15 protein-coding genes are annotated in these 17,799 nt (G+C 38.1%); 14 read left to right on the plus strand and 1 reads right to left on the minus strand.

Translation table 11 applies throughout. The features are described from left to right. Positions 1 to 305: 305 nt before the first annotated feature. The 12 genes from KW850_RS09065 (at position 306) to KW850_RS09120 (ending at position 15,626) form a co-directional block, all read left to right on the plus strand. Complete coding sequence (locus KW850_RS09065) at positions 306 to 1,685, plus strand: sigma-54 interaction domain-containing protein (protein WP_218347237.1); 1,380 nt, start codon at positions 306 to 308, stop codon at positions 1,683 to 1,685. A gap of 305 nt (positions 1,686 to 1,990) precedes the next feature. Next, positions 1,991 to 3,097, plus strand: coding sequence for an iron-containing alcohol dehydrogenase family protein (locus KW850_RS09070; RefSeq protein WP_218347238.1), 1,107 nt, complete (start codon positions 1,991 to 1,993; stop codon positions 3,095 to 3,097). An 82-nt stretch (positions 3,098 to 3,179) separates the two neighbouring features. Next, a complete protein-coding gene (locus KW850_RS09075; protein WP_218347239.1) occupies positions 3,180 to 4,172 on the plus strand; it encodes an ABC transporter substrate-binding protein in 993 nt (330 codons plus the stop codon). 119 nt (positions 4,173 to 4,291) lie between these two features. Then, the gene (locus KW850_RS09080; RefSeq protein WP_218347240.1) at positions 4,292 to 5,089 is read left to right on the plus strand and encodes an ABC transporter permease; all 798 of its coding nucleotides are present in this window, start codon (positions 4,292 to 4,294) and stop codon (positions 5,087 to 5,089) included. Beyond that, a complete protein-coding gene (locus KW850_RS09085) occupies positions 5,090 to 5,947 on the plus strand; it encodes an ABC transporter ATP-binding protein (protein ID WP_218347241.1) in 858 nt (285 codons plus the stop codon). Between the two features lie 61 nt (positions 5,948 to 6,008). Beyond that, positions 6,009 to 7,331, plus strand: coding sequence for an aspartate aminotransferase family protein (locus tag KW850_RS09090; RefSeq protein WP_218347242.1), 1,323 nt, complete (start codon positions 6,009 to 6,011; stop codon positions 7,329 to 7,331). Positions 7,332 to 7,701: 370 nt separating this feature from the next. Further along, positions 7,702 to 8,199, plus strand: coding sequence for a TRAP transporter small permease (locus tag KW850_RS09095; RefSeq protein ID WP_218347243.1), 498 nt, complete (start codon positions 7,702 to 7,704; stop codon positions 8,197 to 8,199). Position 8,200: 1 nt separating this feature from the next. Next, the gene (locus KW850_RS09100) at positions 8,201 to 9,496 is read left to right on the plus strand and encodes a TRAP transporter large permease (protein ID WP_218347244.1); all 1,296 of its coding nucleotides are present in this window, start codon (positions 8,201 to 8,203) and stop codon (positions 9,494 to 9,496) included. A 51-nt stretch (positions 9,497 to 9,547) separates the two neighbouring features. Beyond that, positions 9,548 to 10,573, plus strand: coding sequence for a TRAP transporter substrate-binding protein (locus KW850_RS09105; protein WP_218347245.1), 1,026 nt, complete (start codon positions 9,548 to 9,550; stop codon positions 10,571 to 10,573). Positions 10,574 to 10,669: 96 nt separating this feature from the next. Further along, positions 10,670 to 12,514: a sensor histidine kinase gene (locus KW850_RS09110; protein WP_218347246.1), complete on the plus strand. Its 1,845-nt coding sequence runs from the start codon at positions 10,670 to 10,672 to the stop codon at positions 12,512 to 12,514. Further along, the gene (locus tag KW850_RS09115) at positions 12,511 to 13,254 is read left to right on the plus strand and encodes a response regulator transcription factor (RefSeq protein ID WP_218347247.1); all 744 of its coding nucleotides are present in this window, start codon (positions 12,511 to 12,513) and stop codon (positions 13,252 to 13,254) included. Before KW850_RS09110 ends, KW850_RS09115 begins: the two co-directional genes overlap by 4 nt. Before the next feature lie 350 nt (positions 13,255 to 13,604). Continuing rightward, positions 13,605 to 15,626, plus strand: a complete 2,022-nt coding sequence (locus tag KW850_RS09120) for a glycoside hydrolase family 3 protein (protein ID WP_218347248.1) — start codon at positions 13,605 to 13,607, stop codon at positions 15,624 to 15,626. A 156-nt stretch (positions 15,627 to 15,782) separates the two neighbouring features. On the opposite strand, the gene KW850_RS09125 is transcribed toward KW850_RS09120, so the two are convergent. Further along, a complete protein-coding gene (locus KW850_RS09125) occupies positions 15,783 to 16,109 on the minus strand; it encodes a hypothetical protein (RefSeq protein WP_218347249.1) in 327 nt (108 codons plus the stop codon). A 168-nt stretch (positions 16,110 to 16,277) separates the two neighbouring features. Here KW850_RS09125 and KW850_RS09130 point away from each other — a divergent pair, with 168 nt between their 5' ends. Both KW850_RS09130 and KW850_RS09135 read left to right on the plus strand, forming a co-directional pair. After that, positions 16,278 to 16,781 (plus strand): hypothetical protein, encoded by a 504-nt coding sequence (locus KW850_RS09130; RefSeq protein WP_218347250.1) that lies wholly within the window; start codon positions 16,278 to 16,280, stop codon positions 16,779 to 16,781. A 110-nt stretch (positions 16,782 to 16,891) separates the two neighbouring features. Next, complete coding sequence (locus KW850_RS09135; protein WP_256358158.1) at positions 16,892 to 17,641, plus strand: DUF2161 domain-containing phosphodiesterase; 750 nt, start codon at positions 16,892 to 16,894, stop codon at positions 17,639 to 17,641. Positions 17,642 to 17,799: the final 158 nt, after the last annotated feature.

Below are 17,799 nucleotides of genomic sequence, written 5' to 3' on the forward strand. Positions count from 1 at the left end.
ATAGAGAGCGTATGATGCCCGTTACACCGAATTTTCGGTCTTAGCGGTACTCATAGGGTAATAGTATATCTCTTATGAAATTATCACTTCGAATGTGAATCCACTACATACTTTTAATTCAGTCCTTATTGCCTCTTGAATGTCAGATGAAAAATTTTTAGTATACAAAACTGAATAAATTATTTAAAAAAGTATAAATTTTAATAATTATCTGATATAACTAAATTATAAAGGTGTTTGTCTCGTATTCTATTCAAAAATGAATAAAGCACTGCTTTTTAGAGTTCGAGAAGGGAGGGTAAATTGTGAGTACTGAAAAAAAAGTTTGGAATGAAAGTGAAGCGATTCTTCATTCATTACAAGACGATATTTTAGTCACCGATACAAATGGGATTATATTGAAGGTAAGCGAAGCAACCGAAGGAATTTATAATATGAAGTCCAATGAAATGGTCGGTCGATCCGTTTATGAACTTGAAAAAGAAGGGGTTTTTACACCGATTTTGACGCCATTGGTTATTAAAGAAAAAAAGAAAATCACCCTTGTCCAAACAACTAATAATGGGGAGAAGTTACTGGTAACGGGGATTCCTGTATTCGATCATAACAATCATTTGGTGCGGATTGTCAGTTATTCTCATGATGTTACTGAGTTACTTAACATGAAAAAATACTTAACTGACATCGAAGACGAAATGGAACGGGTGAAAAGTGAACTTGAAATGCTGAGGAATCTTCAGTTTGATTCAGATGGAATGATTGCAACGAGTACGGAAATGAAAAAAGTACTCCAACTCGCCTTACAAGTGGCAGAAATCGATGTCAATGTGTTGCTGCTGGGCGAAACAGGTGTAGGGAAATCACATATTGCTAAATTCATACATAAAAAAAGTTCGCGGAAAGATGGACCTTTTATCGAGGTAAACTGCGGCGCAATCCCCGAAGCCCTGTTTGAGGCAGAGTTTTTTGGATATGAGTCAGGGGCATTTACTGGAGCCAATTCAAAAGGCAAGATCGGGTTAGCGGAACTTGCAGAAGGCGGAACCTTATTTTTAGATGAAATTGGTGAGTTGTCGTTAGTCAATCAAGTGAAAATCCTCAAATTCATTCAAGAAAAGCAATTTTATCGGGTCGGTGGAACGAAGTTGCGAACCGTTGATTTCCGTATCCTTTCCGCAACAAATAGAGACTTAGAGAAAGCAGTTGAAGAAAAAACGTTTAGACATGACCTCTTTTTCCGTTTAAATGTTGTACCCATTACCATCCCGCCATTGAGGAAGCGTTCCACTGATATTATTCCGTTAATTGAACACTTTTTAAAGTATTTTTCCCAAAAGTATGGTCGTGAACGGAACCTTGATGAAGGTGTCTTGCATTTGTTATTTACACAAGAGTGGAAAGGAAATGTCCGTGAATTAATCAATTTAATTGAAAGACTAGTGGTCACTTCACCGAAACAACTGATTGAAATCGAAAACTTACCACCTCATTTTCGAAGATCTTATCCTGATGAGACGTCTGTGGATGATAGAAATCGTCCATTGAATGAGATTCTTGATAGTGTGGAAAAGCAAGTGCTAATGAAGGCTAGGAAACAATACAAAACAACGATAGACATGGCAAAAGCATTAGGAATTAGTCAACCATCTGTGTTTAGAAAAATCAGAAAATACGGAATAGATTAAAATTGGCACGAAACTTGCACTATTTTTAAGTGATAAGACGACAAACAAGGAGACTAATACTTCATCGAAATTCTTAAAAAAGGGGGGAAGTATCAAAGAGAAAAAATGGGTAGTTAATTATATTTATACAAGTATAATAAACAGAAATATTTCTAAATAACGTTTTAACTGTATTTTTATATTCGTTTTTGCATATTCAATTGATAATAGAATATTAAGAAAATATATTGACATAAAATAAATGAATATTTATATTAAAAGAATATTATTCGTTTCTAAAACAACATTTTAAAAAGAGGTGGATTATGAAAGTCACAGTTGGACCAGCTCAATATATTAGAAATAAGGGTTTACTAGAAGAAGCGGGAACATACATAAAAAACTTCGGAAAAACTGCCGCGCTTATTGGAGGCCATACTAGTAGAGAAATTGTAGAAGATTCATTAAGAAAGAGTTTGCCAGAGCATGGGATGTTTCTGAAGCAGTCCCTTTGGTATGGGGGAGAATCTTCTCAAACGAATATCGATAGATTAGTAGCCGAATTAATGGATAAAAATATCGATGTTCTTATTGCCACTGGTGGAGGTAAAGCAATTGATACGGTAAAGGCGGTTGCTTACCAACTTAACAAACCGTTAATTGCCATCCCAACCATCGCAGCTACGTGTGCAGCTGCTACGCCGATTTCAATTCTTTATAGCAATGAAGGTGAATTTATTGGGATTGAACGAAGGGCAAAAGCTCCAGATTTAGTCTTAGTCGATTCAGAAATCATTATAAAGGCACCGGTTCGTTTTTTAATAGCTGGTATTGGAGATACATTGGCTAAATGGTTTGAGACCAAATCCTCTGTGAAAAAAGCGACACCAAACGTATTAAATCAGACAGCCGTTGCAATAGCGGGTCAAGTATATCAAACGCTGCTTCATATTGGGAAAGAGGCTGTCACATCGGTTAGAAACCGAACTGTGACAAAAGAGTTAGAAGATGTCATTGATACCATTATTTTGGTCAGTGGCAGTGTTAGTGGGTATGGCGGGGATGACTGCCGAACAGCTGGAGCCCATGCGATTTATTCTGGGTTAACGATTTTTCCTGAAGTTCACCACACCTATCATGGTGAAATTGTTGCCTTTGGGATCCTTGCACAGCTGTGTATGGAGAATACAAGCGAGGATGAACTGAAAAAGTTAATAAGTTATTACCAGGAGGTAGGACTTCCCTTTACCTTAAAGCAAATGGGAATAACGAACTTAACAGAAAGTCAGTGGCTGAAGTTTGGTAATATTACCGTTACCATCGAGGATATGGCAAATATGCCATTTGAAGTCTCTCCTGAAATGGTAATTGACGCCGTTCGCCAAGCCGATGAAATAGGGAATCGAATGTTGCCAGGTGTTCTTCATCCTTGATTCCGTTTTAAGGAGCAACAGATGTAAAAAATGCCATTCTATTAAAATATCTATATTTTAAAAAAACAAGGGGGAATTTGGAGTGAAAAAGTGGTTATTGGTTATTTGTTCGCTGGTGTTGTTATTCGCACTAGCAGCATGTGGTAAAAAGGATGCGGCAAGTAGTGCACAGGATGGGAAGTCTTCTGAACCATTGAAAGTGACACTGCCAACCTGGACAGGATATGGTCCGTTATTTTTAGCAAAAGAAAAGGGCTTTTTCAAAAAGAATGGGATTGATGTTGAACTTTCCATTGTAGAAGGTTTGGGAGAACGTAAACAAGCGTTAGCCAGTGGGAAAATTGATGGGATGGCAACGGCGCTGGATGTACAAGTTTCCTTAGCGGCATCAGAAATCCCAGTTCAAGTAGTTTGGTTATTGGATGATTCTTACGGCGGAGATGGAATCCTCGTAAAAAAAGGAATTAATAGTGTTAAAGATTTAAAAGGGAAACAAGTAGCCTTTGAAGTTGGTTCAACTAGCCATATGTTAGCACTGCAAGCATTAAAACAAGGCGGATTAACAGAAAAAGATGTACAAGTGGTGCAAATGTCTGCCGGCGATGCAGGTGCTGCTTTTGCGGCTGGTAAAGTGGATGCAGCTGTTACATGGGAGCCATGGTTATCAAAAGGTGCACAAGCAAATGGTAAAGTATTGTTAACAACCAAAGATTTATCAGGAATCATTGTTGATACGGTCAGCTTTAAAGAAGATGTTATTAAAAACCGTCCGAAAGATGTGAAAGCTTTTGTTAAGGCGATGGGCGAAGCAATGACTTACTGGAAAGAACATGAAAAAGAAGCGAACGAAATTATGGCTAAAGGTTTGAATATTGATGTCAAGGAATTTGAAGGAACAGTTACTGGTTTGAAATTCTTCTCTAAACAGGATAATGAAAAGTTATTTGGAACAGAAAGCGCAAAAGGTTCGATCTATCAATCAACAGAAAATGCGATTTCGTTTTACAAGGATCAAAAACTACTTAAAACCGAGCCAAAAGCAGAAGATGTCATTAATCCAAGTTTCCAAAAGTAATAACTTTTAAGTTAGTTTTAGGATTCACTTTGATCAGCCTGACTAATGAGATGTGTTTTTGCCCTCATCAGTTAGGCTTTTTTACAAAATAGAACGCATAAGAAAATAGGTGAGAAAAAATGATAGCAAAATTGTTTACTCCTAATAAGGAAATACCAAAAATGTTTTATACGTCGGCAGGCTTTTTAACATTTATTATTTTTCTATTAATTTGGTCTGTACTCAGTTACGGACAAATTGTTAATCCTTTATTCCTACCAACTCCTACTGCTGTATTAGCAACAGCCGTTGATATGTTCGTAAATGGAGAGATTCTTTCTGATATTGGGATCAGTTTTACAAGGGTCCTTTTCGGGTTTCTTGCCGCTGCCATAATCGGGATACCTTTAGGGATCTTAATGGGATCACTTAGGATTATGGAGGGAGCTTTTGAACCAATTATTGGATTCATTCGTTATATGCCAGCATCTGCCTTCATTCCATTACTTATTCTATGGATTGGTCTTGGCGAAACTGAAAAAATGAGTGTCATTTTCCTTGGAACGTTTTTTCAACTTACCTTGATGATCATGGACGTCACCAAGAATGTTCAAAATGATTTAGTTGATGTTTCCTACACTCTAGGGGCAAGGAAGGCCCAGGTATTCACAAAGGTTATTTTGCCGGCTTCATTACCGGGAATTGTTGATACGCTTCGGATTACGTTCGGCTGGGCGTGGACATATTTAGTGGTCGCCGAAATCGTTGGCGCATCTAGTGGTTTAGGTTATATGATCATGCAAGCATCGCGTTTTCTACAGCCAGATAAAATCATTGTTGGAATCTTGATTATTGGTTTACTGGGGCTGATTACAGATATTCTCTTTAAAGCCATATACAAGGCTTCGTTTTCTTGGATGAGAAAGGATGGTTTCTAGATGGTTACACCTGGATTGAAAGTAAAAGAAGTCGAAAAAATAGTTGTACCAAAACAGAGAGAATCTCTTGTAAAAATAACGGGAACTCCAAAGTTAGAAATTAAAGAGGTAGGAAAGGTCTTTAAAACAAAAAAAGGGGAAACGACTGCATTAGAAAAAACCTCCTTTTCGATTGAGGAAGGGGAATTCGTGACAATTTTAGGTCCTTCGGGTTGTGGTAAGTCAACCGTATTGCGGATTGTTGCAGGGTTAGAAGAAGCCACTTCCGGTCAAGTGCTCCTTGATGGACAGGAGGTCAATGGACCTGGACCTGATCGCGGTATGGTATTTCAATCGTATACGTTATTTCCATGGTTATCCGTGAAAGACAATATTACCTTTGGGCTAAAGCTAAAGGGTGTTTCTCAAAGAGAAAGAGACGATATAGCCAGGCACTACTTACAAGTAATCGGTTTAGAAGGATTTGAAAACCATTTCCCGATTCAATTATCCGGCGGGATGAAACAGCGTGTCGCGATTGCACGGGCATTGGCAAACGATCCCAAAATATTATTAATGGATGAACCATTTGGAGCTTTGGATGCCCAAACACGGAACATTATGCAAGAAGTTCTCCTGAAAGCATGGGAAGAGTCCAAAAAGACGATTTTATTTATCACGCATGATGTGGATGAATCGATCTTTTTAGCTGATTCCGTTTATGTGATGACTGCAAGACCAGGGCGTTTAAAGAAGAAGATTCCAATTACCTTAGAGAGGCCAAGAGATTTCAGTGTGAAGGCTACAGTGGAATTTGCCGAATATAAAGAAGAATTATTGTCACTAATTCGTGATGAAACATTAAAAGCGATTAAATAAATAGAGGTTACTAAGTTAAGACAATTTCGAGAGTTAAGTATACGAATACGGAGGTCAAAGTATGGAGAACAAATGGGATCACCTGGTGAAAAATATGCCAAATCGACTTGCACCTAGCATGGCAAAGGATCATCCAAATCTTCCAGTGGTTAAAGAGGAAGGCTGCTATTACTTTGGTGTGGATGGAAAGAAATATCTTGATTTTACGTCAGGGATTGCTGTAACAAATGTAGGCCATCGTCATCCCAAGGTTGTCCAAGCCATTAAAGATGCTGCCGATGGATTGATGCACGGTCCCTCAGGCGTGATTATGTATGAGTCCATTTTACGTTTAGCCGATGAACTTGCTAATATTTTACCAGGAGACCTTGATTGCTTTTTCTTTGCCAATAGTGGGACGGAAGCAATCGAAGGAGCTCTTAAACTAGCAAAATATGTAACGAAACGTCCTTATGTTATTTCCTTTACCGGATGTTTCCACGGTCGTTCGTTAGGGGCACTAAGTGTGACAACATCCAAAAGTAAATATAGGAAATTCATCCAGCCATCTGGTCTTACCTATCAAGTTCCATATGCAAATGTAAAAGAATGTCCAGAAGGTATGGATCCAGAGATCTACGTGATTGAGAAGTTAGAAAAAGATTTCGCGTCATTATTTAGCCATCAAGTAACACCGGAAGAGGTTGCATGTGTTATTTTAGAGCCGGTGCTTGGTGAAGGCGGATATGTGGTTCCACCAAAAGGCTGGTTAAAAAAGGTTCGTGAAATTTGTGATCGACATAATATTTTACTTATTTTTGATGAAGTTCAAACAGGATTTGGCCGCACAGGTCAATGGTTCGCCGCCCAAACTTTTGACGTAACACCGGATATTATGGCGATTGCTAAAGGAATTGCCAATGGTCTTCCGCTCAGCGCGACGGTTTCTTCCAGTGAATTAATGAAACAATGGCCACTTGGAAGTCATGGTACGACCTTTGGGGGCAACCCTATTGCTTGTTCTGTTGCACTCGCGACATTGGAAGTGATGAAAGAAGAACACCTCCTTGAAAACACAAGGAATATGGGGAGTTATGCTGTTCAGCAACTAGAAAAGATTAAGGAACGACACCCTGTTATTGGGAGCATCCGCGCAGTGGGTTTGATGATTGGGATTGAAATCATTGATCCAGTCACCGGCGGACCTAATGGTGCAGGATTGTTAAAAATCCTTGATCTTGCCCTTGAAAAAGGTGTACTATTCTATCTTTGCGGAAATCATGGCGAAGTCATTCGAATGATTCCACCATTAATCGTGACAAAGGAACAAATCGATGAAGGTCTTCGTATGTTTGATGAAGCATTAACGGAGTATGAAGCAACGTTGATGCAACCAGTAAAATAATAGATAGAATGGAAAGCTAATTTTGGTCGCCAATTCACTCGATTGGCGACTATTTTATTTTCATCCTTCATTCTAACCTTATTGCCAAGTTGCTAAATTCAGACTAGAAAATGGTGTCTAGTAAATATATTAGAGCTTGCGACTTAAACGATCCAATACAAAGTTGATGGAAAAGAGAAAAAATGTTAAATTGTAAATATAATTTATTCGTTTATTAAACTAACAAAAAGAGCAAACGCTTTCAATATGAAAAAAATTTCAAAGTTTATCTAAAAAAATCACAAATTATTCTAAAAAAAGAACATTCAATAAAAGTCTAAAGATTCTTAAAATAAATACAAGAAAACGTTTTCAGTTTGGAGGAAATCATATGAATGTAATTAGAAAAGTGGGTCTAATCATCGATTCCATTTTTGAAAAATTCACTCTACTTGCGTTACTTGCCTTAATTTTTGTCGTAACCACTCAAGTAATGACACGGAAATTATTTAATTTTGTTTTCTTTTGGTCAGAGGAAATCACTCTCTTGTTACTAGCATGGTTTGCCTTTATGGCCATCGCTATTGGATTTCGTGAGTATATCCATTTAGGAATTGATTCTTTCACGAATCTATTTCCGAAGAGTTTTAATAAGGTCTTAGATAAAATCATCAGTGCCTCTATTTTTGCTTTCGGTTTGTACCTGGTAATACAGGGATGGGACTTTACGGTTTTGATGATGGAATCCACTCTGCCGGCTACAAAACTGCCAAGCAGTGTCACATATGCAGTCATGCCAATCACCGGAGTTATGATTTGTGTATATTCGCTTCTACAATTCTTTAACATTAACACCACTCGCCACAAAGAGATAGAGGAGGGTATGTAACGTGGACAACAATACAATTGGAATCATCATCTTACTTTCAAGCTTTGTAATCTTAATCTTACTTCGTTTTCCCATTGCCCTTACTCTGATTGCATCGTCATTACTAACGGTAATCTATCTAGGGATACCTCTTCCTGTAATAGGACAGCAGATGATCCAAGGGATGAATTCCTTTTCTTTACTGGCGATTCCGTTCTTTATATTGACTGGGCAAATTATGAGTGAAGGCGGACTTGCTACTCGAATTGTGAATCTTGCCAGTTTAATGGTCGGTCGAATCCACGGGGGCCTCGCTATGGTGAACAGCGTCGCTGCCTTGTTCTTTGGAAATATCTCCGGTTCTGCCGTAGCGGACGTTTCCTCTGTTGGGTCAGTGATGATTCCGATGATGAAAAAGAAGGGGTATGAAGCAGATTACGCTGTGGGTGTAACCATCGCCTCTGCCATTCAAGGGGTTGTCGTCCCGCCAAGTCATAATCTTGTTTTATATTCCTTAGCCGCCGGTGGTGTGTCGATCGCAAGTTTATTTATGGCTGGGATTGTTCCTGGATTTATTATGTTAATTTCCTTAATGATCACTGGGTATATTATTGCCAGAAAACGAGGCTATCAAAAAGCTGACCCTGTTCCAAAGTCAGAAATTGGTGGTATTCTTCTCCACGGACTTCTATCTCTTAGCCCAGCAGTCATTATCTTGGGCGGGATTATGAGTGGATGGTTTACGGCAACGGAATCAGGAGCATTAGCCTGTTTGTATTCTTTTATTCTAGCATTTGTTGTCTACAAAGAAGCTAAGTTTACGAATGTATGGAAAATTTTAACTCGAACGATGAGAACCGTTTCGATGGTGTTTTTCTTAATCGCCGCTTCTGCTTCCTTTGGCTGGATATTAGCCTATTTGAAAATACCTTCCATGGTAACCAATTTATTTTTAAGTATTTCTGATAATCCACTTATTATTCTATTAATTATTAATATTTTATTGCTGCTTCTAGGGGCACCAATGGACATGGCACCAATGATTTTAATTATGACACCTATTCTCCTTCCCGTAGTAACGAGTTTTGGAATGGATCCAGTGCATTTTGGTATCGTCCTCATATTAAATGCAGGGATTGGCCTATTAACGCCGCCGGTAGGAACGGTTCTGTTCGTCGGATGTGCGATCGGGAAGGTTACGATCCAGCAGGGGACAAAAGCGATGATGCCATTTTTCTACGCATTACTCATTGTTCTGTTAGTTATTACCTATATACCTGAGGTAGTCATGTGGCTTCCAAATATGATAGCCGAGTAACCGAAGGTAAGGTGAAAATAAATCAATCATTTTTTAAGGAGGGTTTCAAGAATGAAGAGAAAAAAATTTACAGGAATTCTTGCCGCAACGCTATTAATGGGTACCATCCTGGCTGCCTGCGGAAAAGAGGAAGCGAGTACAACAAAAGACGGGGGATCGAAAGCAGAGGAGCCTAAATATACCTTCCGCCTGGCTGATAATCAGCCGCCAGATTATCCAACGGTTGTTGGAGATAAAAAGTTTGCCGAATTGGTAGAAGAAAGAACTAACGGCCGCATTAAAATTGAAGTATTTCCATCTGCCCAATTAGGGGATGAAAAATCCGTGCTCGAACAGGTTCAGCTTGGAGCAATTGAGTTTACGAGAATCAATTCCAGTCCACTTGCCGAGTTTAATGACCAGTTCACCGCACTTGGACTCCCATATGTATTCGAAAGCGAAGAGCATTTATGGAATTTCCTTAATGGTGAGATGGGAACCAAGTTGTTAGATGGTTTAGAACAGTCAAAAATGAAAGGGCTTGCTTATTACGATTCTGGTTCACGTAGCTTTTATTCTACCAAACCATTAAAAGGTGTAAAGGATTTAAAAGGGCAAAAGATTCGTGTTCAACAAAGTAAAATCAATATTGATTTCATGAAAGCACTTGGGGCAAGTGCCACGCCAATGCCATATGGTGAGGTCTTTAGCGCCCTCCAAACAGGAATTATTGACGGTGCAGAAAATAATATTCCAAGCTTAGACTCTTCCAACCATTATCAGGAAGCTAAAAACTTTATATTAGACCACCATCAGCGGATCCCAGAAGTCCTGCTTATTAGTAAAGCAGCTTGGGATAAACTTTCAGAAAAAGATCAAAAAATTGTAAAACAAGCCGCACTTGATTCTGTTAATGCTCAGAGAGAAGAATGGGATAAGTGGGAAGAACGTTCTACAAAGAAATTGAAAGATGCTGGAGTGACATTTACAGAGGTTGATGATATAACACCTTGGAAAGAAGCAGTTAAATCCATGGTGGATAAATATTCAACAGATTACAAAGAAGTAATGGATGCGATTGAAAAAGCACGACCATAATCGATAGTTGGCGGAAAGCCTAGCTGGTAAAAATTTTCATCTACCAGCTAGGTATTTTCTGTTTAAAAAATGATCAAAGGTAAGGAATGAATTCTTATGAAAATGTGCTGGAGAAAATCAGCAGAATTAATTGAAAGATACATTCTATTAAGAAATCAATCACTGATGATTAAGCTCTGCGTTTTCGCCAGTTTTCTAGTCATATTTCCTGTCCTTTCTGTTGGAATTATTTCCTACAATCGTTCATCTGTTGAGTTAGAAAATGAACTTAGGCAATCGAGCAGACAAGTAATAGATCAAGTCGAGACACATATTGAATATTATTTACAGGATTTTGAGATTACCAGCCTTAAAATTATCAATTCTCCTGAATTGTCCAGCCTTTTGAAATCGCAATCGGTGGAAAATGATGATAAAAAGAAATTGATTGAATCCACTCGTAACACCCTAAAAGCGGCTGAATACTCAAGAGCTGATATATCTAATATCACCATCCTGCTAGGTAACAATCAAGTCATTGATACGCTCGGAATGAGAAATTTTTATCCGGCAACGAAAATGAAAGAGGAATATTGGTATTCGTCCGTACCTCTTAATGGGATGAGTATGTTAGTTACGAGGAAGCTTACTTTAGAAAATAATGAACAGCCTGTCATTTCACTCGTACGGCGGTTGTATAACCCTCGGACTCTCCTGCCAGTTGGCCTGCTGATTATTGATATCAATTTCAGACGAATCGAAGAAATTTCTAACAAAGTAACAATTAGTGAAAATGGTTATTTTTTTATTTTGGATGCAAACGGACATTATGTATACCATCCCGATTATTCGAAACTTGGAAAATTGGTGGAATTCAAACAACTTTCCAAATTAAAATCAGAAGGAAGCAGGACAGAAATTTTAGAAAATGAACGAAAAGATTTTGTTACCTATACTTTCTCACGGAATCTTGGCTGGAGGTTTTTAACAGCTGTCCCATACCGGGATTTAACGGGAGGAATGATTCAAATTGAAAAAACCATTTTCTTAACGATTTTAGTCTCTTTAATTATTGCCTATATGATCGGTTTCGGATTCGCTATAAGCATCATTCGACCTATCCGTCGCCTCCAACATTTTATGAAGGAAGTTGAAATTGGAAATCTAGAAGGCAGAGTTCAAGTGGATTCCAATGATGAAATCGGACAATTGACTGCTGGTTTTAATAATACCGTTGAAAAATTATCCGATCTACTTGAAGAAGTATACGTCTCTAAATTAAAAGAAGCAGAAATGTCACTTAAACAAAAAGAAGTCGAATTAAAGATGCTGCAATCACAAATGAATCCCCATTTTTTATACAATTCTCTTGAAACGATTAGAGGAATGGCATTAGAAGAAAATCAGGAAAATATTGCAACTATGTCTTACTCGTTAGGAAAATTACTCCGGTATAATCTGAATCATCATTCCTCTACCGTGTGTCTTAGGGAAGAAATTAATTTTTGCGAAGAGTACCTGAGTATTCAAAAGTTTCGCTTCGAGGATCGTGTTGAGTACCTGTTTGATATCCCGAAATGGGCCATGGACCTTAAGGTGGTAAAATTTTCACTGCAGCCGCTCGTTGAAAATTGTTTTGTACACGGTTATGGTCCGAACACTAGGAAGATAAAAATTGTGATATCGGTGTTTCGTCATTCTGAATCTTCCTTTGTTATGAGCATTGTGGATAACGGTAAGGGAATACAGGAAAGTATATTAAAAGAAATCAAGAAAAGAATGGATCAAAAAACGACTACTATGGATGGAAAAAATATTGGAATACTAAATGTTCACCAACGGATTCATTATTTGTTTGGATCTGAGTATGGGATCACCATTCAAAATAAACACGGGTCCGGAACAGAGGTATTGATCCATTTACCCATCCTTGACAATCATGCGGAAGGGGAGAGAGAGTGAAAAAAAATATCTTGTTGGTTGATGATGAGCGATGGGTTCGCACAGCTCTTAAATGGACCCTAAACAGGTTGAATCTTCCATTGCAAGTAGTACACGAATCTGAAAACGGATTGGAAGCACTCGACTGGATCAAACAAAATGATGTAGATCTTGTATTAACGGATATTCGAATGCCCATAATGGACGGGCTCTCGTTTGTAAAAGAATTGAGTCAATTAAAGAAAGAACAGGATGTCATTGTGATCAGCGTTCATGACGAGTTTCAATTTGTTCAACAAGCCCTTCGAACTGGTGTAACGGATTACCTCCTAAAACCAGTGGAGGAGAACGAATTAAAAGTTTGTCTTGAAAAGTGGTTGGATAATGAATCCAAAGAAAAATCAAAAGTTAACACTCCCTGCATGGGCGATGAAACTTTTCCTTCCTCAACGATTGAAAAGGTTTTACAGTATATAGAAAAAACACCATTAGATCAAATTACCCTAAAAGATGCGGCAGAAAACGTCCATATGAATCCTAGTTACCTCAGCCAATTGTTCAAACAACAACTGAACAAAAAGTTTGTTGATTATATCACTGATCTTCGAATTGAGGAAAGTAAACGTTTGTTACTGCTGACAACCCTACGAATGTCCGAGATTGCTGAGAGAGTCGGTTATTCTGATTTAGCGTATTTTAGTAATAATTTTAAGCGGATTATGGGTTGCTCTCCATCAGCATTTCGGAAATCAGCCATTTGAAAACGCTCAGGAAAGATCCTTTAAAGACGATTGAAGGAGCCAAGAATCTAGGTTTTGGCTTCTTTTTTGTGCATAAGAAGAATCTTCCCTATTAAGGAAATTTTGAGTCTGCTAGGAACAATCACTAGGTCTAAAGTCACGGGTATAAATTGCTGAATATTTATAATCTTAAAAAAACACAAATACACCTAAAAATACTCACTATTATCAAGTTGCTTCTAAATTATACACTTATTAAGTGAAAGCGTTTTCTTTTTAAGGGGATGATAGGAATGTCGTAATTCGTTTAGGATGTTATTATTTTTACTTTTTTGTCAGTGGTTTAGTAGAAATAGGGGGAGGAATAAATTATGAAACGATTCTCAAAAAAAGCAGCAACCTTATCGATTGCGGCCATGATGGTATCATCGCTTGTTATACCATTTGCAAGTGCGGAAACTGGCAAATCAAATGGTAATAAGCAAAATGCACCGGATGTTGAAGCGAGAGCCAAACACATTCTCGTTAAAGGAGAGAAGAAATTCAGAGATTTAAATAATAATGGAAGACTTGACCCTTATGAAAATTGGCAGATCCCTACTGAAGTACGCGTTAAGGATCTCGTGAAAAAGATGACTCTTGAGGAAAAAGCAGGTATGATGCTTATTACGGAATTCCCATCATTTAAAAATAATAAGTTAGTCCTACCGAATAAATTAATTAATCAAAACACACGATACTACATTTTTCGTCAAACCCCAACTGCAGATATCATAGCAGACTATAATAATCAACTGCAGGAAGCAGCAGAAGGTTCAAGGTTAGGTATCCCTATTGTTATCACGTCAAATCCGCGGAATCATGCTTCCACGGATTATACGAATAGTAGTGAGGGGGCGGGATTGCATTCTTTTTGGCCGGGTCCTTTAGGTTTAGCGGCAACGCGCGATGCCAGTCTAGTAAAGGGGTTTGCTGAAATCGCAGCAAAGGAATGGAGATCAGCCGGTATACGTAAAGTTTACGAGTATACTGCCGACATCGCTACCGATCCACTTTGGGCAAGGATTGAAGATACATTTGGAGAGGAGCCTGAACTAGCTTCAAATATGATTTATAATGTCATAAAAGGGTTTCAAGGCGATGAACTTGGAAAAGACAGTGTATCGATCACCGTGAAGCATTTCCCTGGCGGCGGAGCACGTGATATTGGCTTGGATCCACACTTTGTGGAAGGGAAATTCAACCCCTACCCGACAGAAGGAAGCCTACTTAAATATCATATTCCGACTTTTAAAGCAGCAATTGCCGCTGGTGTTTCGTCGGTGATGCCTTATTACGCCTATCCTAGCAATACGAGTGCCGACCAAGGATTGCCATGGTATAGCGAAAATCAGCAATTTGAAGAAGTTGGCTTTGCCTTAAACAAAGCGATCATCACCGACCTTTTACGCGGGCAGCTTGGTTTTAAAGGATATGTTAACTCCGATACTGGTGCAGTTGGTAATAATGCTTGGGGTGCGGAAGGGTTAACATCAGAACAAAAATTTGCCAAAGCAATCGAAGCAGGGACCAATATTATTTCTGGTGCTTCGGATCCGACTCCGATTATCAATGCCGTTAAAAACGGTTTGCTTAATGAAGATAAAGTGGATGAATCTGTCACTTTCTTACTAACTGAGATGATGAAATTAGGTCTGTTCGAAAACCCTTACGTGGATGGTCAAAATGCACTTGATGTTGTCAATAATCCTAAATCACAGGAAAAAGCAGATGAAGCGCACCGGAAGTCACTCGTTCTATTGCGTAATGACAATATCAATGGTGAAAATTTATTACCTTTATATGATGGGATAATAAAAAATGTAAAGCTATATGTTGAAATGTTCCCAGGTGGAAATGATGGAGCAGCTACCAAGAAATTAAAAGAAACCATTCAAACATACGATAAATCGATCACCATCACAGATAATCTTTCGGAAGCTACACATGCGTTTGTATGGGTTCGCCCTGTTCAATCCAATTGGGATAATAATCCACGGATTACAGTAGGCCCTGAAACAGGAATCAATAATGTCGATAGAATTATTGAGATTCAGAAAAAAGTACCGACGATTACGGCGATCAACTTCACAAACCCATGGTTGATTGATCAAATTGAGCCAAATGCAGCAGCCGTAATCAGCACATTTGGGGTAAAGGCGGAGGCCATCGTCGATGTTATTCGCGGCAAATACAATCCAACTGGAAAACTTCCCTTCACAATACCTGCTAGTAAAGAAGCAGTTGACCATGAGGTTGGGGACATCCCTGGGTATGTAGAAGATCCTTCTTATGTTTATAAAAATAAAAATGGAGATGCTTACGGATTAGATTTTGGTTTGACATATAAATAAAATGTGTATTGTAGATATTTAGAAAAATTGAAAAATGCTGTAGCCGAAAATAGGCGACAGCATTTTTTTAAACCAAAACTATTTGATTGATCATTTCATTGTCATTATGCCAACGGTTTTGCAGATTTATTCTCACCAGGGGCCCGACACCACCATTTAATCCTTGATTTCTACGTTTCCATGATCATCAATCTCGATGGTCGTATAGCTTTTAAAGACATCCGTGTTAGTTATTTCATGCGTAACCACACTGGCAAAGCTCTCCATATATGGCTTGTACACTTCAGGATCTTTTACGAGATGATAGAAATTTACTCTTCTTCCATCTTTCATATCCGTCATCCTAAGTAGGAACCGATCACCAAATTGCCCTTTAAACCACTCCCTAGCTTCCTCATGACTAGTGAATTTAGGCAGCTGCGCTTGTTCAATCGTAAAATCTTGATTCATCGAACCGATCACCTCTTTCCAAAATATTACCACTTCTAATATTCCCAAAAGGTATATAAATTATTGTGGATTAAAACTTAAATGAAAAACACAACGGACTCCCAATTTCTATGGTAAATTTAAAGAGTAAACATCAATAACAACATGAAAAAATAAGTTTGCCTTTAAAATAGATGAAACAAATGTATGGAGGAAGGATTAATGGTAGTTGTAAAATCAGTCACAATTGATGGTGAGAGTATCCATGTTTTTAGAAACGCGGTCTACATCTTTGAATCGAGTTCAGGTTTAACCTTAGAATTGGATCTGATTGTCAGTGAGGTGGTTCTAAAAAAATATAAGTCCGTGGATAACCTTATCGTAGAGATAGAATTAGAAGATGGTAGAATTATCAATTCTATTATGCATGTAAAAATTCTATCTGGGGGGTTACCACAGCTTAATTTATTCTGTGAACTCGACGATATTCAAGAATACGAAGATTTCGATCGGGTAAATGAAAATGAGTCTTGGTTTCCTAATATCGAGGATGGCATTACTATAGAAGAAATAAGAAAAATCGAAATGCCAAATGAGGATGTAAATATTAAACTAAATCTACCAATTGATCAGGTAGAATGGATTAAAAAACAAAAAAAGAAAACGTTAAATGAAATTTTTCAAAACATGATCTATGAATATTGGGAAAAACAAGAGTCTAAATAATCAAAGATTAGTGTCGGTGCATTTCCGTCAGAAGAACTCAGACGGTACTTAGTAAGCGACTGACACATTCGAAATATAAACAGCAGTCACTTTGGCTAGGTTGGTTCATTATGGTTTGCATGGAGATGGTGAAACTGGATGAAGGAAACAAAAAGCTGCAAGAAATAGATTTATATAAACCCATTCAGACCTATTTTGTCCATGAAGGTTATGAGGTTTATGGTGAAGTGAAAGACTGCGATATCGTGGCGGTTAAAGATGAGGAGTTAGTTGTCATCGAATTGAAGCTCAATTTGACTGTGGATTTATTGATCCAGGCGGCCAAACGGCAGCGGATTACGGATAAGGTTTATGTGGCGATACCTAAACCAAAACATCGTTTGAATTCAAAACAGTGGACAGAGAAATGCCATTTAATTCGCAGGCTGGAACTCGGGTTAATCGTTGTTTCGAGCCCGGGAAAACAGGGCAAAGCTGAAATTATTTTTGATCCTACTCCCTTTTTGCGTCGGAAAAACAAACTCAAGCGCGAGTCTATTCTGAAGGAAATTAATGGTCGCAGTGCGGACTATAATGTGGGCGGCAGTAATCGGACCAAGATTATGACTGCTTATAAAGAAAATTGTATCCAAATTGCTTGTTATCTTGAAAATTTAGGTCCATTATCTCCGAAAAAGTTAATTCATTTAGGATCGGGAAAAAATACCTCATCGATTCTTACGAAAAACTATTATGGTTGGTTTGAAAGAATCAAACGAGGGACCTATGTAATAACAGAGAAGGGGAAAGCTGATATAAAGAAATATCCGAAGTTGGTAAATTATTATTTAACTATGTTAGGTGACGAAAGGGTTACATAAGGCTTGGTCTATCGGAACTCCCATTGGAGGATGAGCATAAATATATGTTGAAAGGATGCCGTGACACAACCTGTCCATTGAATTTGTCTTTTAAGTTGATGGCTTAAATTTGTTTAAAATCCTATTTTTAATTTCTCTGCAAATTGTCAAGACTGATA

It is taken from the genome of Bacillus sp. sid0103 (assembly GCF_019219025.1).